The sequence below is a fragment of the Rhodococcus aetherivorans genome, from assembly GCF_011058165.1.
In the GTDB taxonomy this organism is placed as follows: Bacteria; Actinomycetota; Actinomycetes; order Mycobacteriales; family Mycobacteriaceae; genus Rhodococcus; species Rhodococcus aetherivorans.
In genome coordinates this window covers 149,463-169,877 of the sequence record NZ_JAALEG010000002.1, presented here as the reverse complement: position 1 = coordinate 169,877, position 20,415 = coordinate 149,463, and the positions used below count along the sequence as shown (strand labels likewise).

General features: G+C 70.8%; 21 protein-coding genes and 1 tRNA gene. 13 read left to right on the top strand and 9 right to left on the bottom strand.

The features are described 5' to 3' along the window. Positions 1–128: 128 nt before the first annotated feature. Both G6039_RS01650 and G6039_RS01645 read left to right on the top strand, forming a co-directional pair. The gene (locus G6039_RS01650; RefSeq protein ID WP_029542198.1) at positions 129–3,623 is read left to right on the top strand and encodes a serine/threonine-protein kinase; all 3,495 of its coding nucleotides are present in this window, start codon (positions 129–131) and stop codon (positions 3,621–3,623) included. A 51-nt stretch (positions 3,624–3,674) separates the two neighbouring features. Then, the gene (locus G6039_RS01645) at positions 3,675–4,691 is read left to right on the top strand and encodes a magnesium transporter CorA family protein (protein WP_029542196.1); all 1,017 of its coding nucleotides are present in this window, start codon (positions 3,675–3,677) and stop codon (positions 4,689–4,691) included. 25 nt (positions 4,692–4,716) lie between these two features. Here the strand turns inward: G6039_RS01645 and G6039_RS01640 are convergent, their stop codons facing one another. Beyond that, complete coding sequence (locus G6039_RS01640) at positions 4,717–4,908, bottom strand: hypothetical protein (RefSeq protein ID WP_029542193.1); 192 nt, start codon at positions 4,906–4,908, stop codon at positions 4,717–4,719. A gap of 160 nt (positions 4,909–5,068) precedes the next feature. On the opposite strand from G6039_RS01640, the gene G6039_RS01635 reads away from it, so the two are divergent. Then, the gene (locus G6039_RS01635; protein WP_006935789.1) at positions 5,069–5,266 is read left to right on the top strand and encodes a CsbD family protein; all 198 of its coding nucleotides are present in this window, start codon (positions 5,069–5,071) and stop codon (positions 5,264–5,266) included. Positions 5,267–5,335: 69 nt separating this feature from the next. Here the strand turns inward: G6039_RS01635 and G6039_RS01630 are convergent, their stop codons facing one another. Then, positions 5,336–6,847: a DUF4389 domain-containing protein gene (locus tag G6039_RS01630; protein WP_006935785.1), complete on the bottom strand. Its 1,512-nt coding sequence runs from the start codon at positions 6,845–6,847 to the stop codon at positions 5,336–5,338. A gap of 364 nt (positions 6,848–7,211) precedes the next feature. On the opposite strand from G6039_RS01630, the gene G6039_RS01625 reads away from it, so the two are divergent. The 3 genes from G6039_RS01625 (at position 7,212) to G6039_RS01615 (ending at position 8,575) form a co-directional block, all read left to right on the top strand. Continuing rightward, positions 7,212–7,355, top strand: a complete 144-nt coding sequence (locus G6039_RS01625) for a hypothetical protein (protein ID WP_006935784.1) — start codon at positions 7,212–7,214, stop codon at positions 7,353–7,355. A gap of 276 nt (positions 7,356–7,631) precedes the next feature. Then, positions 7,632–8,333 carry a type 1 glutamine amidotransferase domain-containing protein gene (locus tag G6039_RS01620; RefSeq protein ID WP_006935783.1) on the top strand — a complete coding sequence of 234 codons (702 nt, stop codon included), beginning with the start codon at positions 7,632–7,634 and terminating at the stop codon, positions 8,331–8,333. Positions 8,334–8,425: 92 nt separating this feature from the next. Beyond that, positions 8,426–8,575, top strand: a complete 150-nt coding sequence (locus G6039_RS01615) for a hypothetical protein (protein WP_006935782.1) — start codon at positions 8,426–8,428, stop codon at positions 8,573–8,575. A 19-nt stretch (positions 8,576–8,594) separates the two neighbouring features. On the opposite strand, the gene G6039_RS01610 is transcribed toward G6039_RS01615, so the two are convergent. After that, positions 8,595–10,088 carry an amidase gene (locus G6039_RS01610; protein ID WP_006935781.1) on the bottom strand — a complete coding sequence of 498 codons (1,494 nt, stop codon included), beginning with the start codon at positions 10,086–10,088 and terminating at the stop codon, positions 8,595–8,597. A 143-nt stretch (positions 10,089–10,231) separates the two neighbouring features. Here G6039_RS01610 and G6039_RS01605 point away from each other — a divergent pair, with 143 nt between their 5' ends. The 4 genes from G6039_RS01605 (at position 10,232) to G6039_RS01595 (ending at position 12,327) form a co-directional block, all read left to right on the top strand. Then, positions 10,232–10,411, top strand: coding sequence for a hypothetical protein (locus G6039_RS01605; RefSeq protein WP_006935779.1), 180 nt, complete (start codon positions 10,232–10,234; stop codon positions 10,409–10,411). 736 nt (positions 10,412–11,147) lie between these two features. Then, positions 11,148–11,498 carry a DUF1254 domain-containing protein gene (locus G6039_RS01600; protein WP_029542191.1) on the top strand — a complete coding sequence of 117 codons (351 nt, stop codon included), beginning with the start codon at positions 11,148–11,150 and terminating at the stop codon, positions 11,496–11,498. After that, positions 11,495–12,049: a DUF1254 domain-containing protein gene (locus G6039_RS30410; RefSeq protein ID WP_029542189.1), complete on the top strand. Its 555-nt coding sequence runs from the start codon at positions 11,495–11,497 to the stop codon at positions 12,047–12,049. The genes G6039_RS01600 and G6039_RS30410 overlap by 4 nt, the downstream gene beginning before the upstream one ends. Further along, a complete protein-coding gene (locus G6039_RS01595; protein ID WP_231386010.1) occupies positions 12,022–12,327 on the top strand; it encodes a DUF1214 domain-containing protein in 306 nt (101 codons plus the stop codon). The genes G6039_RS30410 and G6039_RS01595 overlap by 28 nt, the downstream gene beginning before the upstream one ends. Positions 12,328–12,440: 113 nt before the next feature. Here G6039_RS01595 and G6039_RS01590 read toward each other — a convergent pair. The 6 genes from G6039_RS01590 to G6039_RS01565 all read right to left on the bottom strand — a co-directional run bounded on the left by G6039_RS01590 (position 12,441) and on the right by G6039_RS01565 (position 16,935). Beyond that, positions 12,441–12,514 (bottom strand) — tRNA-Leu (locus tag G6039_RS01590). 66 nt (positions 12,515–12,580) lie between these two features. Beyond that, a complete protein-coding gene (locus tag G6039_RS01585; RefSeq protein ID WP_043800401.1) occupies positions 12,581–13,540 on the bottom strand; it encodes a Ppx/GppA phosphatase family protein in 960 nt (319 codons plus the stop codon). Further along, positions 13,537–14,064, bottom strand: coding sequence for a DUF501 domain-containing protein (locus tag G6039_RS01580; RefSeq protein ID WP_006940800.1), 528 nt, complete (start codon positions 14,062–14,064; stop codon positions 13,537–13,539). The genes G6039_RS01585 and G6039_RS01580 overlap by 4 nt, the downstream gene beginning before the upstream one ends. Next, complete coding sequence (locus tag G6039_RS01575; RefSeq protein ID WP_006940798.1) at positions 14,061–14,723, bottom strand: FtsB family cell division protein; 663 nt, start codon at positions 14,721–14,723, stop codon at positions 14,061–14,063. The genes G6039_RS01580 and G6039_RS01575 overlap by 4 nt, the downstream gene beginning before the upstream one ends. Positions 14,724–14,733: 10 nt before the next feature. Further along, positions 14,734–16,020, bottom strand: a complete 1,287-nt coding sequence (gene eno, locus G6039_RS01570) for a phosphopyruvate hydratase (RefSeq protein WP_006940797.1) — start codon at positions 16,018–16,020, stop codon at positions 14,734–14,736. 153 nt (positions 16,021–16,173) lie between these two features. Next, positions 16,174–16,935 carry a lytic transglycosylase domain-containing protein gene (locus G6039_RS01565; protein WP_043800398.1) on the bottom strand — a complete coding sequence of 254 codons (762 nt, stop codon included), beginning with the start codon at positions 16,933–16,935 and terminating at the stop codon, positions 16,174–16,176. 139 nt (positions 16,936–17,074) lie between these two features. Here G6039_RS01565 and efeU point away from each other — a divergent pair, with 139 nt between their 5' ends. The 3 genes from efeU to efeB are packed head-to-tail and all read left to right on the top strand — an operon-like array spanning position 17,075 to position 20,393. After that, the gene (efeU, locus tag G6039_RS01560) at positions 17,075–17,953 is read left to right on the top strand and encodes an iron uptake transporter permease EfeU (RefSeq protein ID WP_006940787.1); all 879 of its coding nucleotides are present in this window, start codon (positions 17,075–17,077) and stop codon (positions 17,951–17,953) included. 29 nt (positions 17,954–17,982) lie between these two features. After that, positions 17,983–19,122 carry an iron uptake system protein EfeO gene (gene efeO, locus G6039_RS01555; RefSeq protein WP_029542176.1) on the top strand — a complete coding sequence of 380 codons (1,140 nt, stop codon included), beginning with the start codon at positions 17,983–17,985 and terminating at the stop codon, positions 19,120–19,122. After that, positions 19,119–20,393 carry an iron uptake transporter deferrochelatase/peroxidase subunit gene (gene efeB, locus G6039_RS01550; RefSeq protein WP_029542174.1) on the top strand — a complete coding sequence of 425 codons (1,275 nt, stop codon included), beginning with the start codon at positions 19,119–19,121 and terminating at the stop codon, positions 20,391–20,393. The genes efeO and efeB overlap by 4 nt, the downstream gene beginning before the upstream one ends. Positions 20,394–20,415 lie beyond the last annotated feature (22 nt).

The window sequence follows — 20,415 nt, the reverse complement described above, 5'->3', positions numbered from 1 at the left end:
GGAGTTTCCGGCCGTCGTTGCCGGGAGGCCCGGCCGGACAACGGTAATGGAGAACCGGCGATCGATCCGTGTCGTGCCCGCCACACCCGGGACTATCCTGGAGGAATCCACGTGAGGTGAGTGCCCCGATGGCAGAGAACGATCCACTCGCCACCCGGCGAGCCCCGGTCTCCCACGCCGGCGCGGCGGAGGACGAGACCGTCGAAGATCTGCGCCTCGCGGGGTTCGCGGACGCCGTGGAGATCGGCCGCGGCGGTTTCGGGGTGGTGTACCGGTGCCGGGAGACGGCACTCGACCGCACCGTCGCGGTGAAGGTGCTCACCGCGACGCTCGACGCCGACAACCTCGAACGGTTCCTCCGCGAGCAGCGCGCGATGGGCCGGCTCTCCGGGCACCCGCACATCGTCACCGTGCTGCAGGTCGGCACGACCGGCAGCGGCCGGCCCTACCTGGTGATGCACTACCACCCGCACGACTCGCTCGAGGCCCGCATCCGCCGCTACGGACCGCTGCCGTGGCCGGACGTGCTGCGCATCGGCGTCAAGCTGTCCGGGGCGCTCGAGACGGCACACCGGGCCGACGTGCTGCACCGCGACGTCAAGCCCGCGAATATCCTGCTCACCGAGTACGGCGAACCGCAGCTGACCGACTTCGGCATCGCGCGCATCGGCGACGGCTTCCACACCTCGTCGGGCGCGATCACCGGCTCCCCGGCGTTCACCGCGCCGGAGATCCTGGCCGGCACGCCGCCCACCCCGGCCGCCGACGTCTACGGCCTGGCCGCCACCCTGTTCTGTGCGCTGACCGGGCACGCGGCGTTCGAGCGGCGCCGCGGCGAACAGGTCGTCACACAGTTCCTGCGGATCACGACCGAACCGGTCCCGGATCTGCGTAGCACCGGCGTCCCGGACGACGTGTGCTCGGCCCTCGAGCGCGGCATGGCCACCGAGCCGGATGCCCGTCCGCAGTCCGCCGCGGAGTTCGGGGAGCTGCTGCAGCAGGCGCAGGAGCGCGGCGGCTGCGACGTGGACGAGATGGCGCTGCCCGTGGGTCCGGACAGTCTCGGGCCGCTGCCGGTCGCGGGGACCACGCACACCACCGGACCGCACCCCACGCCCACCGCGATCACCACGCCGCCGGTGCCGGCGACCCGGTTCCGGCCGCAGGCACCCACCCGGCCGCTGGTGAAGCGCACCCGGCTCATCGACCGGCTGCGCCTCGGCCGGCGCCGCCGCCTCGTCGCGATCCACGCCCCGACCGGGTTCGGGAAGTCGACGCTGGCCGCCCAGTGGCGGGAGGTACTCACCGCCGAGGGTGTTGCGGTGGCGTGGCTCGCGGTCGATCGGGACGACAACAACGTGGTGTGGTTCCTCACCCATCTGATCGAGGCGTTCCGGCAGGTGCGTCCGCAGTTCGCCCGTCAGCTGCGGCAGGTGCTCGAGGCCCACGGCGACGACGCCGAGCGGTACGTGCTGTCCACCCTGATCGACGAGATCCACCGGGAGGAGGCGCCGATGGCCCTGGTGATCGAGGACTGGCACCTCGTCACCGCCCCGGGGACCGTCGCCGCACTGGACTTCCTCCTCGACCGCGGGTGCCATCACCTGCAGATCGTGGTGACCAGCCGGAGCCAGGCCGGCTTACCGCTCAGCCGGATGCGGGTCCTCGACGAGCTCATCGAGATCGACTCGGACGCCCTGCGTTTCGACGCCGAGGAATCCGATGCCTTTCTGCGCGACGTGAGCGGCCTGGACCTCGAGCCCGAGGACGTCCGCGACCTGACCGACGTCACCGACGGCTGGGTCGCCGCGCTGCAACTGGTGTCGTTGTCGCTGCGCGACAGTGAGGATCCGACCGGGCTGATCGAGAACCTCTCCGGCCGGCACCACGCCATCGGCGAGTTCCTCGCGGACAACGTGCTCGACACCCTCGAGCCGGAGGTGTACGAGTTCCTGCTCGCGACGTCGATCACCGAGGAGATCACCGGCAGCCTCGCCACCGCGCTCACCGGCGACCCGCACGGGCAGGCGATGCTCGAGCAGATCGAGGAGCGGGACCTGTTCCTGCGCCGGGTCGACGACGAGGGCCGCTGGTTCCGCTACCACCGGCTGTTCGCGGACTTCCTGCGCCGCCGGCTCGAACGCGATCACCCCGAACGCGTGGGCGCGCTGCACCACGCCGCCGCGGAATGGTTTGCGCGCCAGCACATGCTGCGCGAGGCCGTGGACCATGCGCTCAGCGCCGACGAGCCGGAACTCGCGGTCGAGATGGTCGCCGCCGACGGGATGCTCCTGGTCGAGCACTCCCACATGACGACACTGCTGGCGCTGGTCGCGAAACTGCCGCCACGTGGGGTGGCGGCGCATCCGCAGCTGCAGATGACCGTCGCGTGGGCGAACGCGTTGCTGCAACGGGCCGACCAGACCCGCGTCGCCCTCGCCGCGGCCCGGGGATGCCTGAGCTGCTGCAACGCGCCCGAGGAGGATATCGCGGTCCTGCAGGTCGAGGCCGACGTCGTCGACGGTGTCGTCGCCGCCTCCACCGACCACACCGCCGGCGTCGCGGACAAGGTCGCGCCGTGCCTGGACGACCCGGACACCTTCCGCCCCTGGGTGGTGTCCGTCGCGGCGAACGTGGCGACCTTCGTGGACGTCTACCGGTTCGACTTCGAGGCGGCGCGGCGGCGGCAGCGGTGGGCCGAGCCGTACCACCGGGCCACCAACGGCCCCTTCAGCCTCGTGTACGGGCTGTGCCTGCTCGGCATCGCGGCCAACGAGCAGCTCGACGTCGCCACGGCCGAAAGGCACTTCCGCGCGGGGTTGCGGGCCGCCCGCAAGGGGGGCGGCGTCCACACCCATGCCGCGCGCCTGGCCGCCGCCATGCTCGGGGAGCTGCTCTACGAGCAGGGCCGGATCGCCGAGGCCGAGGCTCTGCTCGACGAGAGTCACGAGCTCGGAACCGAGGGCGGCGTACCGGACTTCATGATCGCCCGGTTCGTCACGGCCGCGCGGCTCAAGGCGCTGCGCGGCGACCGCGCCGCGGCGGCGGCACTGCTCGACGAGGGAGCGCGGGCCGCCGACGACTACCGGCTGCCGCGGCTGCGTGCCCGGGTGATCAACGAACGCGTGCGGCTCGGCCTGCCGGTTCCGCGGCCCGCCCCGCGGGAGATGCCGGATTCCGACGCCCCGGATCCGGACGGCATCGCGGAGATCACCGCGCAGGTGGAGGACGCCACCGCCATCCGTCTCCTCTACGGCACGGGCCGGGCCGAGGACGTGGCCCGGGCCTGCGACTGGGCCCGGCTGTGGCATCGCCGGGTGTCCGGCCGCGGCCGGTACCGCGCCGAACTGCAGGCGGCGCGGCTGCTCGTGGCGTGCCTGCACGCGGCGGGACGTCTCGAGGAGGCCCAGCAGGTGCTGGCCCCCGCGGTGGCCACGTGCGGGCGGCTGGGCATGCTCCGCTATCTCGTCGACGGTGGAGCCCATGTGGTGCAGGTCCTCCCGCTGCTCCGCGACCGGCTGCAGACTCTGCTGTGGCCCCCGGACTGGCCGGCGGTGGACGAGGCCTTCCTCGACGAGATGCTGCGGCTGACGGAGTCGGGCGGCACGAGCACCGCGCTCTGAGCACCGGCCGTCGGGGCACGCGTCGGCGGACGGGTAGGGCAGACTGCGAACGTGACCGCTGCTGTTCCCGACCACGTCCGCACCCGGCTCTGGCGCGACGGACGGCTCGTCGCCGAGAACTATCCGCTGGCCGAGGTCTCCGAGCACCTTCAGGACGAGGGGGCCCTGGTGTGGGTGGACCTGCACGATCCGACGCACCGCGAGCTGTCCGACGTCGCGGACGAGCTGGATTTCGATCCGCATGCCGTCGAGGACGTCGTGGCGCACGCGGAACGCACGAAGGTCACCCGCTACGCCACCCACACCTTCATGACGATCTACGCCACGTCGCTGGCGAACGAGAGCGAGCCGGCCGATGCGCACGGGTCACGGCTCAGGATCACGCGGGTCTCGGTGTTCGTGGTCCCGCGCGGCCTGGTCACGGTGCACCGGGGCACCGGATTGGACGTCGGCGAGGTGATGCGGCGCTGGGACGACAACTCCGATCTGCTCCGGCACGGCACCGCCGCGTTGCTGCACGGGCTGCTCGACGTCGTCGTCGACGGCCAGTTCGAGACCATTCAGGGGCTCGACGACGCGATCGAGGAACTGGAGGACGGGTTGTTCGACGAGCGCGCGCACATTCGCGCGCTCCAGCGTCACACCTACCGGGTACGCAAGGAACTCGTCCAGCTGCGCCGGGTCGTGCTGCCGATGCGGGAGGTGGTGGCCGCGGTGATGCGGCACCGGGCCGAGCGGGGAAACTCCGTCGAGCTCGACGGCTGGTACACCGACCTGTACGACCACGTGATCCGCGCGACGGAGTGGACCGAGTCGCTGCGCGACATGGTCACCACGGTTTTCGAAACCAACCTGTCGCTGCAGGACGCGCGGCTGAACATGGTGATGAGGAAGCTCACGGGGTGGGCCGCGATCATCGCCGTGCCCACCGCGGTGACGGGCTGGTACGGCCAGAACGTGCCGTACCCCGGCTTCGGGCAGTGGAGCGGGGTGTTGTCGAGCACCGCGATCATCGCCGGGTCGGCGGGGATGCTCTACATCGTGTTCAAGCAACGCAACTGGTTGTGACCGGCGCGGCCCGCGTCCGGCCGTGCTACGAGGTTCCTTCGGTGTCGTCGAAGAACCGCCAGTCGTGGTCGCCCTCGACCCTGACCTCCATACGCCAGCCCAGCTCGCTGTTGTCGGCCTTGGAGTCCACGAACCAGGCGTGCGCGTCGTCCGCGCTCTCGATGTCCTTGGTCGCCACCACTTCGCCCTTGGGGTCGATCACTCGGTAAGTAGCCATGCCCGGGGCTTTCCCCGGTGACGCGGCGGCCAAACCCGCGGCGCGGGGGATTGAGCCGTCCCCGCGGCGCGGGGATTGAGCCGTCCCCGCGGCGCGGGGATTGAGCCGACGCGCTGTGGGGTAACCGGCAGGGGAAGCGACCACGGACGAAGGAGGAGACATGGCTGATTTCATCGACAAGGCCAAGCACAAGGCGGAGGACGTGTCCGGTCAGGCCAAGGAGGGAGCGGGCCGCGCGACCGGTGACCGTGACCTCGAGGCGGAGGGCCGGGGCGACCAGGCGTCGAGCAGCCTCAAGCAGGCCGGCGACAAGATTTCCGACGCCGCCGGCAAGGTCAAGGACTCGTTCAAGAAGTAGTGCCGCGGCACGCATGCACGTGGCCTCGTCGACCCTGTCGACGAGGCCACGGCTCATGTCCGGGGACCGTCAGCGTCCCTCCCCCGGGCGGGTCTGCTCCCCGGAGGCCGGGTCGCCGTACTGCTCCTTCGAGAGCGGGATCTGCGTTCGGGTGGGGCCGTGTTCGGGCGGGAGGTCGTCGTGCGGCCCCTCCGGTGCCGCGTACTCGTGCAGTTCCCGGGGACCCTGGTCGAGCCGGAACGGCGGGTACTCGTCGCGCAGCAGGGCCGCGTAGGCCCACACGCGGAACCGCCAGCGGTTGATGCCCACGACGAGATCGAACAACCCGCTCGGGTAACGGGCGGTGAACAGCAGGGCGATCGCCGCGACGAGCACGAGAATGCCGAGCAGCGACCACGAGTAGGTCCACACCGCGTCGTCCCAGTCGTCGCCGTTCCCCGACGCCGCTGTGGCCCCACCCCCGACGAGCACGGCGAGGATCAGATAGTGCGGGACGGCGAGCAGCCACCACTTGACCAGCACCAGTCCCCGGGAGAGGCGTTCCGGGTAGGGGACGTCGAAATCGGCGGGATAGTCCGTGCGGTGCAGCGTGAAGGGCGGATACCGGTCGGTGCCCAGGGCCGCGTAGGTGTAGAACCCGACGCGCCACCACCACCGCATCACGCCGACGTTGAAGTCGAACAGCGGCCGTGGGTAGCGGCCGGTGAACAGGATCGCGAAGCCCGCGACGATCGTCGTGACGAAATGCGCGATCGCGAGGAAGAAGAGCACGATGTAGTGCGGGATCGCCAAGAGCCACTTCACGAGCCACAGCCCGCGCGACGGCGCGTCCGGATCGCCGCGCAGCATCACCGGATAGGATCCCGGGGCGACGGCTGCGGGAGGCGGAGCGTGCGCCGCGGGCGGGCCGTGCCGGCCGAGTCCCACCGCTCCGAGGACGAGCAGCGGCACCCCGATCACCAGTAGCACGAGCCCGCTGATCAGCAGCCACAGCGCGAGCGGTCCCAGGAACGGGAACTGGGCGCCCGCCTGCAGGTCCACCGCCACGCCCGGGGTGGCGTCGGCGTTCATCACGACGATCGACCACACCCCTTCCTGGAATTCCCAGCGCAGCTCCTGGGTGCCCGGGCCGGAGGCCGACGCGGCCCAGAAGTCCTCGTCACCGGGCACGCGGGCGGGGTCGTCGCCTGGGATCTCGCGATACTCGGCGCGGAACGGCTCGAACCGGACGTCGGTGAGCTCGGCGTGCGCGACGCCGGACAGGAAGGCGTCGACCTCCGCCTGCGGGCCGATGCCGACGAACACCGGCCGGCCGGGATCCTCCGACGCCGCACGCAATCTGAGCCGGCCGAGGTCCTCGGCGCCGAAACCTGTCGGCGCGTCGTCGAAGACCAGGTCGATGCGCTCGGAGACGAGCGCACTCGAGTCGGTGCGGTACCGCTCGGTGGGAGCGGTGAACCAGCCGTCGTCGCGCTGGGCGAAGTATCCCCAGCCGAGCACTCCGGCGGCGACGAGCAACGCCAGGCCGAGCATCGACAGCAGGACGCCTACAACGAACATGACGATCTTGCCGGCCTTCATATCGGCCTCCGATTCGCAGTGTCGTACACGCGGTCCGCACTCACCGTAGACGCCACCGAACAGGACGAACAAGACTTTGCCTCACCTCGCCGCGCCGCACCCCGCGACACGTCACGCACAGGTTCCATGCGCGTAACGCATCGGCCACCTCCCGCCGTGTAGGGTGACTGCATCGACGACACGTCTCGGTCGATCGCTTCCGATCGGGCGAGTACAGCGTGATTTCGGTCGAGCACCACCAACCGAGCCCTGTCCCGTGACCGTCCTACCCGCATACCGGGTACGGGTGTAGCGGCGGCAGCGTCGGGGTACCACAGCTGCGGCTCCGCCGCCCCGACCCGGCTCGCCGGCCCGAAAGGACATCATGCACAACGAAACCGAGTTCCAGACGCCGCTCTTCGTCGAGCCCACCACTCCCGGCGACGAGGGGAACACCGAGCCCGTCGCGACCTCGCAGCCGCCGAGCGGTCCGTACGACTACCACGGCATCTTCTCCGCCCGGGCCTGACCCGCGTCACTGCCGGCCCGGATTGCGGGATGACAAGCCCGCCAGACGATCCCGGCAGTCTCCCTGCCCTCGAGGCCCGTGCGACAGGGCCGCCGTCCGGAAGGCGTACAGTGGACGGCGGCCGGTGGGGAAGACCCGGCCACGCGAACGCCCCGGCCCCGCGCCGGGGCGTTCGTCATTCCGGACGCCGTTCGGTCGACGATTGGAATCGGCCGGGAACGGGAACGCAGTCCGAGGGTCGCCCACGACCCTTTCCCGACCGGAAGGACTTCCATCATGACCAAGGTGCTGTTCGTCGTCACCGGAGCCGATCACTGGACGCTGGCCGACGGGACGCGACACCCCACGGGGTTCTGGGCCGAGGAGCTGATCGAGCCGTACCGGGTGTTCACCGACGCCGGATTCGACATCACGTTCGCCACACCGGGTGGCCGCACCCCCGTCGTGGACGAAGCCAGTCTCGCGCCCGACGCCGCCGGAGGCGAGGAGCGCAGCGACGAACTGCGGCAGACCCTCGCCGACCTGAAGCCGGTCCTCGACTCCCCCACCGTGCTCGAGGACGTGCGCGCCGAGGACTACGACCTCGTGTTCGTCCCGGGTGGGCACGGCCCGATGGAGGATCTTGCCGTGTCCGAACCGTTCGGCCGGCTGCTCGGGAACTTCCTGGACGCCGACAAGCTCGTCTCCGTCGTATGCCACGCCCCCGCCGCACTGCTGCCGGCACGACGCGCGGACGGCGGCTGGCTCTTCGACGGGTACCGGATGACCGGCTTCACGAACGAGGAGGAGACGCAGGCCGGTCTGGCCGAGAAGGCGCCGTGGCTGCTCGAGGATCGCCTCCGTGAGAGCGGCGCCCAGTTCTCCGCGGGACCGGCGTGGCAACCGCACGTCGTGGTCGACCGCCGCCTCTACACCGGGCAGAACCCGGCGTCGTCGCGTGAGGTGGCGGAGCGGGTGGTCGAGGCGGCGAAGAACTGATCTCGCCCGAGCGGCGCCGCTTGTCGCCCTGACCGAGCCGGGGCGCGGGGTGTCACATTGCGGACATACCGGTCACCCGGTTTCATGTAGGGGTGCGCCGGCTGTGGAAGTGGAACAAGGAAGAGCCGTTCTTCGGGGACCCCGAAGAGCCCCGTGGCACGGCCGCGATCGTCGTGATGATCGCGGTCGTCGTCGCAGTGGGGACCGTGCTGTTGCTGACGGCGGGCGCGCCGCTGCCCTGACGCGTGGCCGACACTGCCGTCAGGCAGCCGGCGCCCACAACGGCGGCTGCAGGTCGAACCATGGTCGTGCCCGCTCGAGTTCGGCCGCCAGGGACAGCAGCAAACCCTCACCGCCCAGAGGCGCCACGAACTGCACCCCGAGCGGCAAGCCCGTCGTCGTCCAGTACAGCGGCAACGAAATCGCCGGCCTTCCGGTCAGATTCGCCAACTGGGTGTAGGGCGTCCGACCGAGGTTCTCGTCCACGATGCGATCCATGACGCCCGCCCGGCGGAGGACCCCTCCCAGATGTGCCGCGAGGAGGACGCGACCGGCGGCGCGGACGACGCGGGGGGTGGTCAACTCACCGATCCGCGCCGGCGGGAACGCAAGCGTCGGTGTCAGCAACAGGTCGTACGTCTCATGGAAGACCGCCAACCGGCGGGCGTATCCGTTCCACCGCTCGAGCGAGGCGAGGTACTCGGACGGCCGCACCGAGTCCCCGAGGGCGGCGAGAAGACGGGTGTCCATTTCGAATCCCTCGGGACCACACCCGGTGAGCCGACGGGCTCGCCGGATCTCGACGGCCACCCCCGCGAACCACATCGTCAGGAAATCCACTGCGAGGCCGCGTTCGTCGACTCCGGTGGCCGCGGGTTCCACGTGGTGCCCGAGTTCGCCGAGCAGGGTCGCCGCATCGGCGACGGCCGCGACGGCCGCCGGATCCACCGGCGTGCCGAGCGGCGATTCCGTCGCGAATCCGATGCGCAGCCTGCGGGGTTCTTCCGACGCCACAGAGGAATACGAATCCTCGGGCATGGCAACCAGATACGGACCCGCCGGGTCCGGACCGGCGAGCACGTCCAGCATCGCCGCCGTGTCCCGTACCGTGCGCGTCACCACCCCGTGGCTGACGGCTCCGTGCAGGAGCTCACCGAACGCGGGACCACTCGGAACCACACCGCGCCCCGGTTTCAGGCCGACCAGCCCGCAGCACGCCGCCGGGATGCGGATCGAACCGCCGCCGTCGTTCGCCCCCGCCGCCGGCACCACCCCCGCCGCCACCGCGGCGGCCGAACCCCCGGAGGATCCGCCCGGGGTGTGCGCGGGATTCCACGGATTACGGGTGGGACCGTTGACCTCCGGCTCGGTGATGCCCTTCGCGCCGAACTCGGGGGTGTTGGTCTTCCCGAAGATCACCAGTCCCGCTCCGAGCCACCGGTCCACGACCAGCGCGTTGCGCTCGGCGGGCAGTGCGGCGAGGGCGCGGCTGCCACTTCCGGTGGGCGTCCCGGCGACGTCCTGCAACAGATCCTTGACCAGGAACGGCACCCCGGCGAACGGGCCGGTGAGTATCTCGCGCGCCCGGGCACGGGCGCGCTCGTCGAGCCGGTACACCACCGTGTTCAGAGTCGGCTCCACAGTGTGGAGTCGGCTCAGCGCCGCTTCGAGCAGCTCCCCCGCGTCGACCTGCCCGCTCGCGACGAGCCCGGCAAGGCCCACGGCGTCGAACCGGCGGTACTCGGCGTAGTCCACGGCTCCGCCTCCTCGGGAACCCGGCGGTGTCTCCTCATTCTCCCGCCGGGGCCAGCGCGAGGGGAGCGCTTTCCCGCGATGTTCGCGCGACCGGGTTCGACCGAATGCGCCCGATCGGGACGGGGCCTGCAACGATTTTGGATATGAAGCACTTTCGGATAGTCAACGAAGACGGGTCCGTCGTCGACCAGCAGCCGTTCGAGACCGAGGACGAGGCCCTGGCGTGGGCGCACACGCATCCGCGGGCGGGAACCCCGGGATGGACCCTGGAGGAGCAGGTCGAGGCAGACTGGGAGAAGCGGGAGAACTCCGAGCGGACCTGACCGCAGCGGACCGGGCTGCTCGGGGGGTGGATTCAGCCCTCCTGACGCTTCGCCCACGTCAGCACGAGTCTCGGCTCTGCAGAATTGGACGAATCGAGTTCCAGCGTGGCGTCTTCCGGAGCGCCCGCGAGGAACGCACGGACGATGCTCATCGTGACCGGGGTACTGAGGGGCAGAACGGCACTTTCGGTTTCGTTCGACATACACCGAACGTATCGTCATCGCGGGTCCTCCGCTGGGTGAGACGAGCGGTCGTCCGCCTCCGTCAACGCTCGCCGGCAGTCACGAGCGTCCGAGAACAGAGCCCCGACAACGGTGAGCACCTGGTCGGTCCGCAAGTCCGTGCGAACAAGATCATCAGTGGGTGTCGGTCGGCTGTCGGGGACAGCAACAGGCCTTCGCTGCCTGGCGGCTGCTGAGCGCAGATGATTCGACGAATGCGCCGCGACCAGGGCCTTCGTCCGGGACGATGCCCACTGGAAGTACTCCCGGATCGTGCACACGGACGGCGCCGTCGTCGACGAGCAGCCGTTCGCGACCCAGGACTAGGCGGACGCGTGGGCACGCACGCACCCGTGGACGCTTCCCGACCGAGGAATGGGCTGGGAGCAGGCGGGGCCTGCGCTCCTCATCCCTTGCAGGTGAAGGGAGCTACTCGATCGGCGGCCGACGACTGTGTACCGCGCATCCGGGGCTCAACCTGCGAGTCCACTGATTCCGAGAGAGGACCGACATCATGGACGAAACCACGCGGCCTTCGGAGGCCCTCAACACGTTCCTGAATGCACTTCCCGGAGTCAACAGCTGGGCGATGCGCAAGGGGTATCTCGAGGCGGGCATCCGGGACAACGACGTCGTCGTGTGGTCGGGGATGCTGGACTCCAGGACGATCCTGCTCGGGGGAAGTTCCAGCTCTCTCTACTTCTCGACGTCCGCGGACCTGACCGGCGGTCCACTGGTAGTCGAGAGTCCGCCGCTCACACTCACATTCATGAACGACATGTGGGCACGGTGGGTGACCGACTCCGGCATGGGCGGCCCGGACCGCGGTGCCGGCGGTTCGTCGAGGGAACCGGTCTCCCCATGAACACCGTCAATCCCAACGACAGTTCGTTCTACCAGTTCGCGAGTGACCTGGTGAGCGACCAGCCCGCCGAGGCACTCGATGCCGAGATTGCCGGCGAACTCGCCGCGATCGGGATCGTCAAGGGCAAGGCCTTCGAGCCGGACGCGCGGATGCGGGAGATCCTGACCGAGGCAGCCGCCGTGGGCAATGCGATCGCACGCACCCTCACCTTCCGCCCGCGCACAGAAGACGGGGTCCACTACTACGGGGAGGCGTCGCAATGGGTCAACGGCCTGCTCGCGGGCGGTTACGACCTCATGACCCCGCCCGCGGAGGTTTCCGACACGGGAATCGGGCCGTACCCGTCCGACGGCGCACGGAAGCTGCATCTTCGCACCCAGTTCTTCTACCTCGCCTGGGGAATCAGTCCGGCGATGTGCATGCGGATCACGAACCTCGGTTCGCAGTACCTCGTCGCGGCCGCGGACAAAGAGGGCCGAACCCTCGACGGCGGCAGGCATTACACGGTGTCGCTTCCCCTGGCATCCCGGCCGCCAGGTTCTGGTCCCTGACCGCGTGGGACAACCAGACCCGGTCCATGCTCGACACACCGCAACGATTCTCGAAAGTCGGCAGCCAGGGCTACCCTCGCCGGGCTGCGACCGCCGATCCCGACGGGTCGACGACGGTGCACTTCGCGCCCGAACTCCCCGACGGCGTACCCGATGGCAACTGGATCCAGACGACGCCGGGCAGGGGATGGTGTGTGTGCCTGCGTCTCTACAGCCCGCTGCAACCGTTCTTCGACAAGTCCTGGCGCCCCGGGGAGCTCGACGAAGTGGAGATCTGAAGGGATCACCGCCGTCGATGCTGGGCACCTCATGCTGTTCACCCGACGACGCACCCGGTGGTGCGGGTCATTTGCTACGGCCGCGAATTGGTCGCCGAATTGTATAGATCGAGTGCCCCCAGTCGGACTCGAACCGACACTGCGCGGATTTTAAGTCCGCTGCCTCTGCCAATTGGGCTATGGGGGCGCAAGAAGAGGGTAGTGCGTGGTGTCCTTCCGGACCCGGGCAGGTCCGGAAGGACACCACGGCGACCTACGCGATCGACAGCGCGATCCCGTCGAGGATGTCGTGCTCGCTGACGACGAGCTCGCCGATGCCCGCGCGACGGCCGAGTTCGTCGGCCAGCACGGTCGTGACGATCGCCCCGCCGCCGATGACGTCGACCCGTCCGGGGTGCATCGGGCCGAGCGCCGCGCGCTCGTCGTGCGTGGCGGCGAGCAGGCCGTCGCACACCTCGCGCAGCCGGTCGAAACCGACGGTGGACAGGTGCACGCGCTCGGGGTCGTACTCCGCGAGGCCGTTCGCGAGGGCCGCGATCGTGGTCATGGTGCCGGCGACGCCGACCCAGGTACGGGCCTGCTCGACCGGCACGTGTGCGAGCGCCTCGGCGATCTTCTCCCTCGTGAACTCTCGGGCCGCCGCGATCTGTCCGGCCGTGGGCGGGTCGTCGTGCAGGCACCGCTCGGTGAGCCGCACGCAGCCGATGTCGGTGGAGTAGGCGGCATGGACACCGTCGGCGTCGCCGAGCACCACCTCGGTGGAGCCGCCGCCGAGGTCCACGACGACGAACGGCCCCCGGGTGGGGTCGAGTTCGCCGACGGCGCCGGTGAAGGACAGCCGCGCCTCCTCGTCGCCGGTGATGACCTCGGCCTCGGCACCGGGGATCACCGCACCGAGGACCTCGCGGGTCATCGCGAAGAAGTCGTCCCGGTTGGCGGCGTCGCGGGTGGCGGAGGTCGCGACCATCCGCACCGCCTGCGCACCGGTCTCCCGGATGAGGCCGGCGTATTCGACGAGGGCGACGCGGGTGCGTTCGATCGCCTCGGGGGCGAGCCGGCCGGTGGCGTCGACGCCCTGCCCGAGCCGGACGATGCGCATCAGCCGCGTCACGTCGGTGAGCCGGCCGTCGTCGCCCAGGTCGGCGATGAGCAGGCGGATGGAGTTGGTGCCGCAGTCGATCGCCGCGACGCGGCGGGCGCCGACGGCGGTCACTCGGTCTCTCCGCGCAGCTCGGCGTAGGTCGGCCAGTCGGCGGGGACGGCGGTGCCACGCAGGCCGGCGTCAGCGGCGAGGGCGACGGCCTCGTCGCCGAACGGGTTCACGCCCGGCCCCTTGGCGAGGGAGTGCGCGATCAGCACGTGCAGGCACTTGACGCGGTCGGGCATGCCGCCGCCGCTGAAGTCGGTGCCGAGCGAGTCGAGGGCGTCGCGTTCGGCGAGGTAGGACTCGTGGGCCCGCCGGTACGCGGCCGCGAGGTCGGGGTCGGCGGCGAGCCGCTCGGTCATCTCCTTCATGACCCCGCCGGATTCCTGCCGGCTGGCCTCGGCGGTGAGCCGCGGATCGGTGAGGTAGAACAGCGTCGGGAACGGTGTGCCGTCGGGCAGTTTCGGCGCGGTCTTCACGACGCCGGGGGCTCCGTCCGGGCAGCGGTAGGCGATGGCGAGGACGCCACGCGGGGCCCGCCCGAGCTGAGCGGCGACGGCGTCGAGGTCTTCCTGTGCGACGGGATCGGTCACCCGGTCGGTTCTCCTGGTTCTGGGGGCGCCACCGGCATCTGCCGCGGCACCGGGGCGGGTTCGGGTTCTGGCGCGGGAACGGACACCGACTGCCACAGGTCGCTGTACCAGGCGCCGGTGGAGGGCAGTTCCTCGGTCTGCTCGGTGACCGGTTCCTGGTAGTCGCCGGGCAGCTGCACCTGGTAGGGAGTCTCGCCGGGCATGACGAACCGCAGCCGTTCGCGGGCCTGGGCGCGGATCCACGCCGGGTCCTCGATCTGCGCCTTCTGTTCGCGGAGCGCCGCTATCTCCTGCTCGAGCTGTGCCCGTTCCGCGGCGACCCGCTCGGCCTCGGAGCGCTGGCTGACGTACGTGCGCAACGGAACCGCGAGGGTCAGGGCGAGGCCGCACACCACGAGGGCGAGGACGACGGCACGGCCGGTGGACAGGCCGAGGAAGGTGCGCTCGGCACGGGCGGGCCGGGACTCGCGCGGCGTTCCGACGCGGGTGGGCCGGGCCCGCCCCGATGCGCCCCCGGTGCGGGCACCGGGAGCGTCGGCGGGCGGTTCCGTCGAGGCGGTAGGTCCGGCCGGGCGGGCCCGTCCGGGCCGCCGGACGCCCGGCGCACCCTCGGTGCGGGTGCGCCGGGCACCGGGCCGGGACCTACCGCGCTGGCTCATGCGGGTGCGCTCAGCCCTCGATGTTGAAACGCGGGAACGCCAGTTCGCCGGCGTACCGGGCGGCGTCGCCGAGCGACTCCTCGATGCGCAGCAGCTGGTTGTACTTGGCGACGCGCTCGGAGCGGGCCGGGGCACCGGTCTTGATCTGGCCGCTGCCCACGGCGACGGCGAGGTCGGCGATGGTGGTGTCCTCGGTCTCGCCGGAGCGGTGGCTCATCATCGACTTGTAGCCGTTGCGGTGCGCGAGGTCGACGGCGTCGAGGGTCTCGGTGAGGGTGCCGATCTGGTTGACCTTCACCAGCAGCGCGTTGGCGGCGCCCTTGACGATGCCTTCCTCGAGACGCTCGGGGTTGGTGACGAACAGGTCGTCGCCGACGAGCTGCACCTTGTTGCCGATCTTGTCGGTCAGTGCGACCCAGCCGTCCCAGTCGTCCTCGCTCAGCGGGTCCTCGATGGACACCAGCGGGTACGCGGAGAGCAGCTCGTTGTAGAAGTCGGCGAGCTCGTCCGCGGTGCGGTCCTTGCCCTCGAACTTGTAGCCGGCAGCTTCGGTGTAGAACTCGGTGGCGGCGACGTCGAGCGCGAGCGCGACGTCGGTGCCGAGCTTCAGACCAGTCTTGGCGACGGCCTCGCTGATGAGGTCGAGGGCCTCCTTGGTGCCGGCGACGTCGGGCGCGAAGCCGCCCTCGTCACCGAGACCGGTGGCCAGGCCGCGGCTCTTGAGCACGGACTTGAGGGCGTGGTACACCTCGGCGCCCCAGCGCAGGGACTCCTTGAAGGTGGGGGCGCCGATCGGGGCGACCATGAACTCCTGGACGTCGACGCCGGTGTCGGCGTGGGCGCCGCCGTTGAGGATGTTCATCATCGGCACGGGCAGGATGTGGGCGTTCGGGCCGCCGAGGTAGCGGAACAGCTCGAGTCCGGAGGACTCGGCCGCGGCCTTGGCGACGGCGAGGGACGCGCCGAGCAGGGCGTTGGCGCCGAGCCGACCCTTGTCGGGGGTGCCGTCGGTGTCGAGGAGGGCCTGGTCGACGGTGCGCTGTTCGGTCGCGTCGAGGCCGATGATGGCCGGGGCGATCTCGCCGAGGACGCCCTCGACGGCCTGCTCGACGCCCTTGCCCAGGTAGCGTTCGCCACCGTCGCGCAGCTCGACGGCCTCGTGCTCACCGGTGGACGCACCGGAGGGCACCGCAGCGCGGGCAAAACTTCCGTCGTCGAGCAGCACCTCGACCTCGACCGTGGGGTTACCACGCGAATCGAGGATCTCGCGGGCTCCTACCTGCTCAATGATGGCCACTGGCTGATTCTCCTTCGATGGACTTCACGCTGCGGGGTCTGCACGCTGGGAACAGCCTAACCGCCCCGACCTGCGCCCGAAGCACGGCGCGCCCCACGGCGGCGGCCACCGGCCGCCCGCCCGGCGGGGAGGCGGACGGATCGGGCAGCCGCGTCAGGGCCGACGGCCCACCCCGTACGCGGCGGCGCGGTCGCGCACCAGCGCGAGGTATTCGCCCGAGAGGTTGTAGGCCGTCAGCGCCCGCGTCCAGCCTTCGGCGGTGGTGAGGTCGCCGCCCCGGTCGCACAGGTAGCGGCCGGCGGTCAGGGTCGCGTCGTCGATGTTGTCGGGGTCGGCGACGCCGTCGCCGTTCGCGTCCACGCCCCAGCGGAACCAGGTCTCGGGGATGAACTGCATGGGCCCCACCGCCCGGTCGAGAACGGGGTCGCCGTCGAGCCGGCCGCCGTCGGTGTCTCGGATCTCGGCCAGTCCGGGACCACCGTCGAGGGGCACACCGCGGATGGGCGGGTCGACGCGTCCGTCGGGGGCGATGCTCGCGCCGTTGTACCGGCCGTGCCGGCTCTCCACGCTCCCGATGCCGGCGAGCGTCGTCCATGCGAGCCCGCAGCCGGGGCGCGAGGCGGCGAGCACGGCTGCGGCGTGACCGTAGGCCTCGAGCGCGGTGCTGGGGATGCCGAGCGCCTCGGCCTGCGGTGCCGCCCAGTCCCGCAACTGGTCGGCGGTGCGGCCGGGGGCGTCGACGTCGATCGCCGGGACCGCGGTTCCGGGGGCGGGCGGGACGCCGTCCGGGATCGGGATGCGCGGCTCGCGCGGGCTCCAGACGGCAACGCCGACGACCACGAGGATCACCGCGGCGACGGCGCCGACCAGGACGCGCGGCCACGGCGAGCGTCGGCGCGAGGCGGCAGGGGGCATGGTTCCCATCATCCATATCCCCGGCAAAGCGCAGGTAAAGAGACCAAGGTCCCTGTCGACGGAGTCCCGACCGGGTGTATGTTTTCGGCTTGCATCACCTAAGAGAGGTTCGCCTCACCTAACCGTTGGAGTCATGCCCATGTCCGCACTCGCCGCGAGCTCCGAGGCCCCGTCGATCGCCACCCAGCTGTTCGGCTCCGGCCTCATCGGGCTCCGCGAGGGCCTCGAAGCGGGCATCGTCGTGATGATCCTGGTCGCCTTCCTCGTCAAGGCCCAGCGCCGCGACGCCCTGAGGTGGGTATGGCTCGGCGTCGGCACCGCGGTCGCCATGGTCGCCGCGACGTTCGGGATCATCCACTTCGGCACCACCACCCTCACCGGCCTCGCCGCCGAGGTGGCCGCGGGCCTCGCGTCGCTCGCCGCGGTCGTGATCGTGACCGCCATGGTGCTGTGGATGCGCAAGGCGTCGCGGTCGATCTCCGGGGACCTGCGCTCCGGAATGGAGAAGGCACTGCTCGCGGGACCGGCGGCGGTGCTCACCCTGTCGTTCTTCGCGGTCGGCCGTGAGGGCCTCGAGACCGCACTGCTCATGGTCGGATACGCGGAGAACACCGCCGGCAGCGCCTGGCCGCTCGTCGGCCTGCTCCTCGGCATCGGCGTGGCCGCCGGGCTCACGGTACTGATGTACCTCGGGGCGATCCGGATCGACATGGCCCGCTTCTTCAAGTACACCGGCGCCTTCCTGATCGTGGTCGCGGCCGGCATTCTCGCCTACGGCCTGCGCGCCCTCCAGATCGGCGGCGTCCTGCCCGGGGGCTCGAACCTCGCCTTCGACGTCTCTGCCCACTACGACGCCGGCAGCTGGTACGGCACCGTGCTGGCCGGGATCTTCAACCTCCGTCCGGACCCCACCGTCCTCCAGGCCGTCGCGTGGGTGAGCTACCTCGTCGTCGTCCTGTACGTGTTCCTGCGTCCCGTCGCGCCGGCCCGCACACCCGAACCGGCCGTCGCCGTCTGACCCCCTCCCTGTTCGAAAGGCACCGATCCATGCGTCGATCCACGTACGCCCTCGCGGCGGCAGCGGCCCTGCCCCTCGCCCTGGCGGGCTGCACCGAGAAGTCCACCGCCGGCGACGACGCGATCGCGGTCACCGCCACCGACACCGCATGCGACGTGGCGGCGGCGGACGGCGCGACCGGGCACTCGACCTTCAGCATCACCAACAACGGCACCAAGGTCACCGAGTTCTACGTGTTCGCCGCCGGCGACCGGGTGATGGGCGAGATCGAGAACATCGGCCCCGGACTCACCCGGCAGCTGATCGTGAACCTGCCCGAGGCCGGCACCTACGAGCTGTCCTGCCGCCCCGGCATGGTCGGCGACGGGATCCGTCAGGAGTTCGTGGTCACGGGCGATTCCCAGGCCGCCACCGACGCCGACGGCAAGCTCACCGAGGCGGGCGACGGCTACCGCCGGTACATCCGCAGCCAGACCGAAGCCCTCGTCACCGCCACGGGCGAGTTCGTGGCCGCCGTGAAGGCCGGCGACGTCGACGAGGCCAAGCGGCTGTTCCCGGTCAGCCGCACCTACTTCGAACGCATCGAGCCGGAGGCGGAGAGCTTCGGCGACCTCGACCCGCGGATCGACCTGCGCGAGGCGGACCTCGAGCCCGGCCAGGCCTGGACCGGATTCCACCGGCTCGAGAAGGACCTGTGGGTGCAGGGCCCCCAGCCCGACACGGGCGCGATCGCCGATCAGCTCGCGGTCGACGTCCAGGAGCTGGCCGACCTGGTGAACGCCGCCGACTACACGGTCGACCCGACCAAGATCGCCGGAAATGCACAGGGCCTGCTCGACGAGATCGCCACCTCGAAGATCACGGGTGAGGAGGACATCTTCTCCCACACCGACCTGTGGGACTTCCAGGGCAACGTGGACGGCTCGCAGGCCGCGGTCGCCGCGCTGCGCCCGATCCTCGACGCGAACGATCCCGAGCTGGGGCAGGCCATCGACGCCCGGTTCGCCGACCTCGACGCCGCGCTCGCCCGGTACCGGCAGGGCGACGGCTTCGTCTCCTACGACACCGTGACCGAGCCGCAGCGGCAGGAACTCTCGCGCCTGATCGACGCGCTCTCGGCCGAGGTGAGCAAGGTGCAGGGTGTCGTCGCGGGAGCTGCAGGCGCATGAGCGGGACCCCGGACACCGCCGCGGCCCCCGCCGCCCGCGGGGGCATCTCCCGCCGCCGCCTGTTCGGTGCGGTCGGTGCCGGCGCCGCGCTCGCCGGAGCGGGCGCGGTGGTCGGCCGGGTTACCGCACCCGGCGCGGACACCGCCCACGCCGGCGCCGTCCCGTTCCGGGGCGAACACCAGGCCGGGATCGTCACCCCCGCCCAGGACCGCATGCACTTCGTGGCGTTCGACGTCACCACCGACGACCGGGACGAACTCGTCGCGCTGCTGAAGACGTGGACCGAGATGGCCGAGCGGATGACCGCCGGGCTCGAGGCCACCGAGGACGGTGCCACCGGCGAGGGTCCCTACCATCCGCCCACCGACACCGGCGAGGCCCTGGACCTCGACGCCTCCCAGCTGACCCTGACCATCGGGTTCGGCCCGTCGCTGTTCGACGGCCGGTTCGGTCTCGCCGACCGCAGACCCTCTGCACTCGAGGAACTTCCGCACTTTCCCGCCGACAACCTCGATCCGGCCCGCAGCGGCGGCGACATCGCCATCCAGGCGTGCGCCAACGATCCCCAGGTGGCGGTGCACGCCATCCGCAACCTGGCACGGGTCGCGTTCGGCACCGCGTCGGTGCGCTGGTCGCAGCTCGGATTCGGCCGCACCTCGTCCACCTCGACGTCGCAGCAGACGCCGCGGAACCTGTTCGGATTCAAGGACGGAACCAACAACCTCAAGGCCGAGGACCCCGGCGCGCTCACCGAGTCGGTGTGGGTCGGCCCCGGCGACGACCAGGCCTGGCTCGCCGGCGGCACCTACCTGGTGGCGCGGCGGATCCGCATGCTCATCGAGCAGTGGGACCGAGCGGTGCTGCAAGAGCAGGAGCAGGTGATCGGCCGCACCAAGCGCGACGGCGCTCCGCTGGGGAAGACCGGCGAGTTCGACGAACTCGACCTCGAGTCCAGGGGACCGGACGGGCCGTTCGTCCCCGTCGACGCACACGTGCGCCTCGCGTCGGCCCAGCACCTCGGCGGGCTGAAGATCCTGCGCCGGGGCTACAACTTCACCGACGGCTCCGACGGCTTCGGCCACCTGGACGCGGGCCTGTTCTTCATCGCGTTCTGCCGCAACCCGCTCGAGCAGTTCGTGCCGATGCAGCGCGAACTGGCACGACGCGACGCGCTCAACGAGTACATCCAGCACGTCGGGTCGGCGGTATTTGCGTGCCCGGCCGGGCCGGCACCGGGCGAGTACTGGGGGCAGGCGCTCTTCGAGGCGTGAACCGTCCCGGAACGAGATCGGT

Bases quoted from the DNA above. Each gene is read 5' to 3' on its own strand.
- G6039_RS01650 (WP_029542198.1), top strand. From the start codon at position 129: ATGGCAGAGAACGATCCACTCGCCACCCGGCGAGCCCCGGTCTCCCAC.
- G6039_RS01640 (WP_029542193.1), bottom strand. From the start codon at position 4,908: ATGGCTACTTACCGAGTGATCGACCCCAAGGGCGAAGTGGTGGCGACC.
- G6039_RS01635 (WP_006935789.1), top strand. From the start codon at position 5,069: ATGGCTGATTTCATCGACAAGGCCAAGCACAAGGCGGAGGACGTGTCC.
- G6039_RS01630 (WP_006935785.1), bottom strand. From the start codon at position 6,847: ATGAAGGCCGGCAAGATCGTCATGTTCGTTGTAGGCGTCCTGCTGTCG.
- G6039_RS01625 (WP_006935784.1), top strand. From the start codon at position 7,212: ATGCACAACGAAACCGAGTTCCAGACGCCGCTCTTCGTCGAGCCCACC.
- G6039_RS01620 (WP_006935783.1), top strand. From the start codon at position 7,632: ATGACCAAGGTGCTGTTCGTCGTCACCGGAGCCGATCACTGGACGCTG.
- G6039_RS01605 (WP_006935779.1), top strand. From the start codon at position 10,232: ATGAAGCACTTTCGGATAGTCAACGAAGACGGGTCCGTCGTCGACCAG.
- G6039_RS01600 (WP_029542191.1), top strand. From the start codon at position 11,148: ATGGACGAAACCACGCGGCCTTCGGAGGCCCTCAACACGTTCCTGAAT.
- G6039_RS30410 (WP_029542189.1), top strand. From the start codon at position 11,495: ATGAACACCGTCAATCCCAACGACAGTTCGTTCTACCAGTTCGCGAGT.
- G6039_RS01575 (WP_006940798.1), bottom strand. From the start codon at position 14,723: ATGAGCCAGCGCGGTAGGTCCCGGCCCGGTGCCCGGCGCACCCGCACC.
- G6039_RS01565 (WP_043800398.1), bottom strand. From the start codon at position 16,935: ATGCCCCCTGCCGCCTCGCGCCGACGCTCGCCGTGGCCGCGCGTCCTG.
- efeU (WP_006940787.1), top strand. From the start codon at position 17,075: ATGTCCGCACTCGCCGCGAGCTCCGAGGCCCCGTCGATCGCCACCCAG.
- efeO (WP_029542176.1), top strand. From the start codon at position 17,983: ATGCGTCGATCCACGTACGCCCTCGCGGCGGCAGCGGCCCTGCCCCTC.
- efeB (WP_029542174.1), top strand. From the start codon at position 19,119: ATGAGCGGGACCCCGGACACCGCCGCGGCCCCCGCCGCCCGCGGGGGC.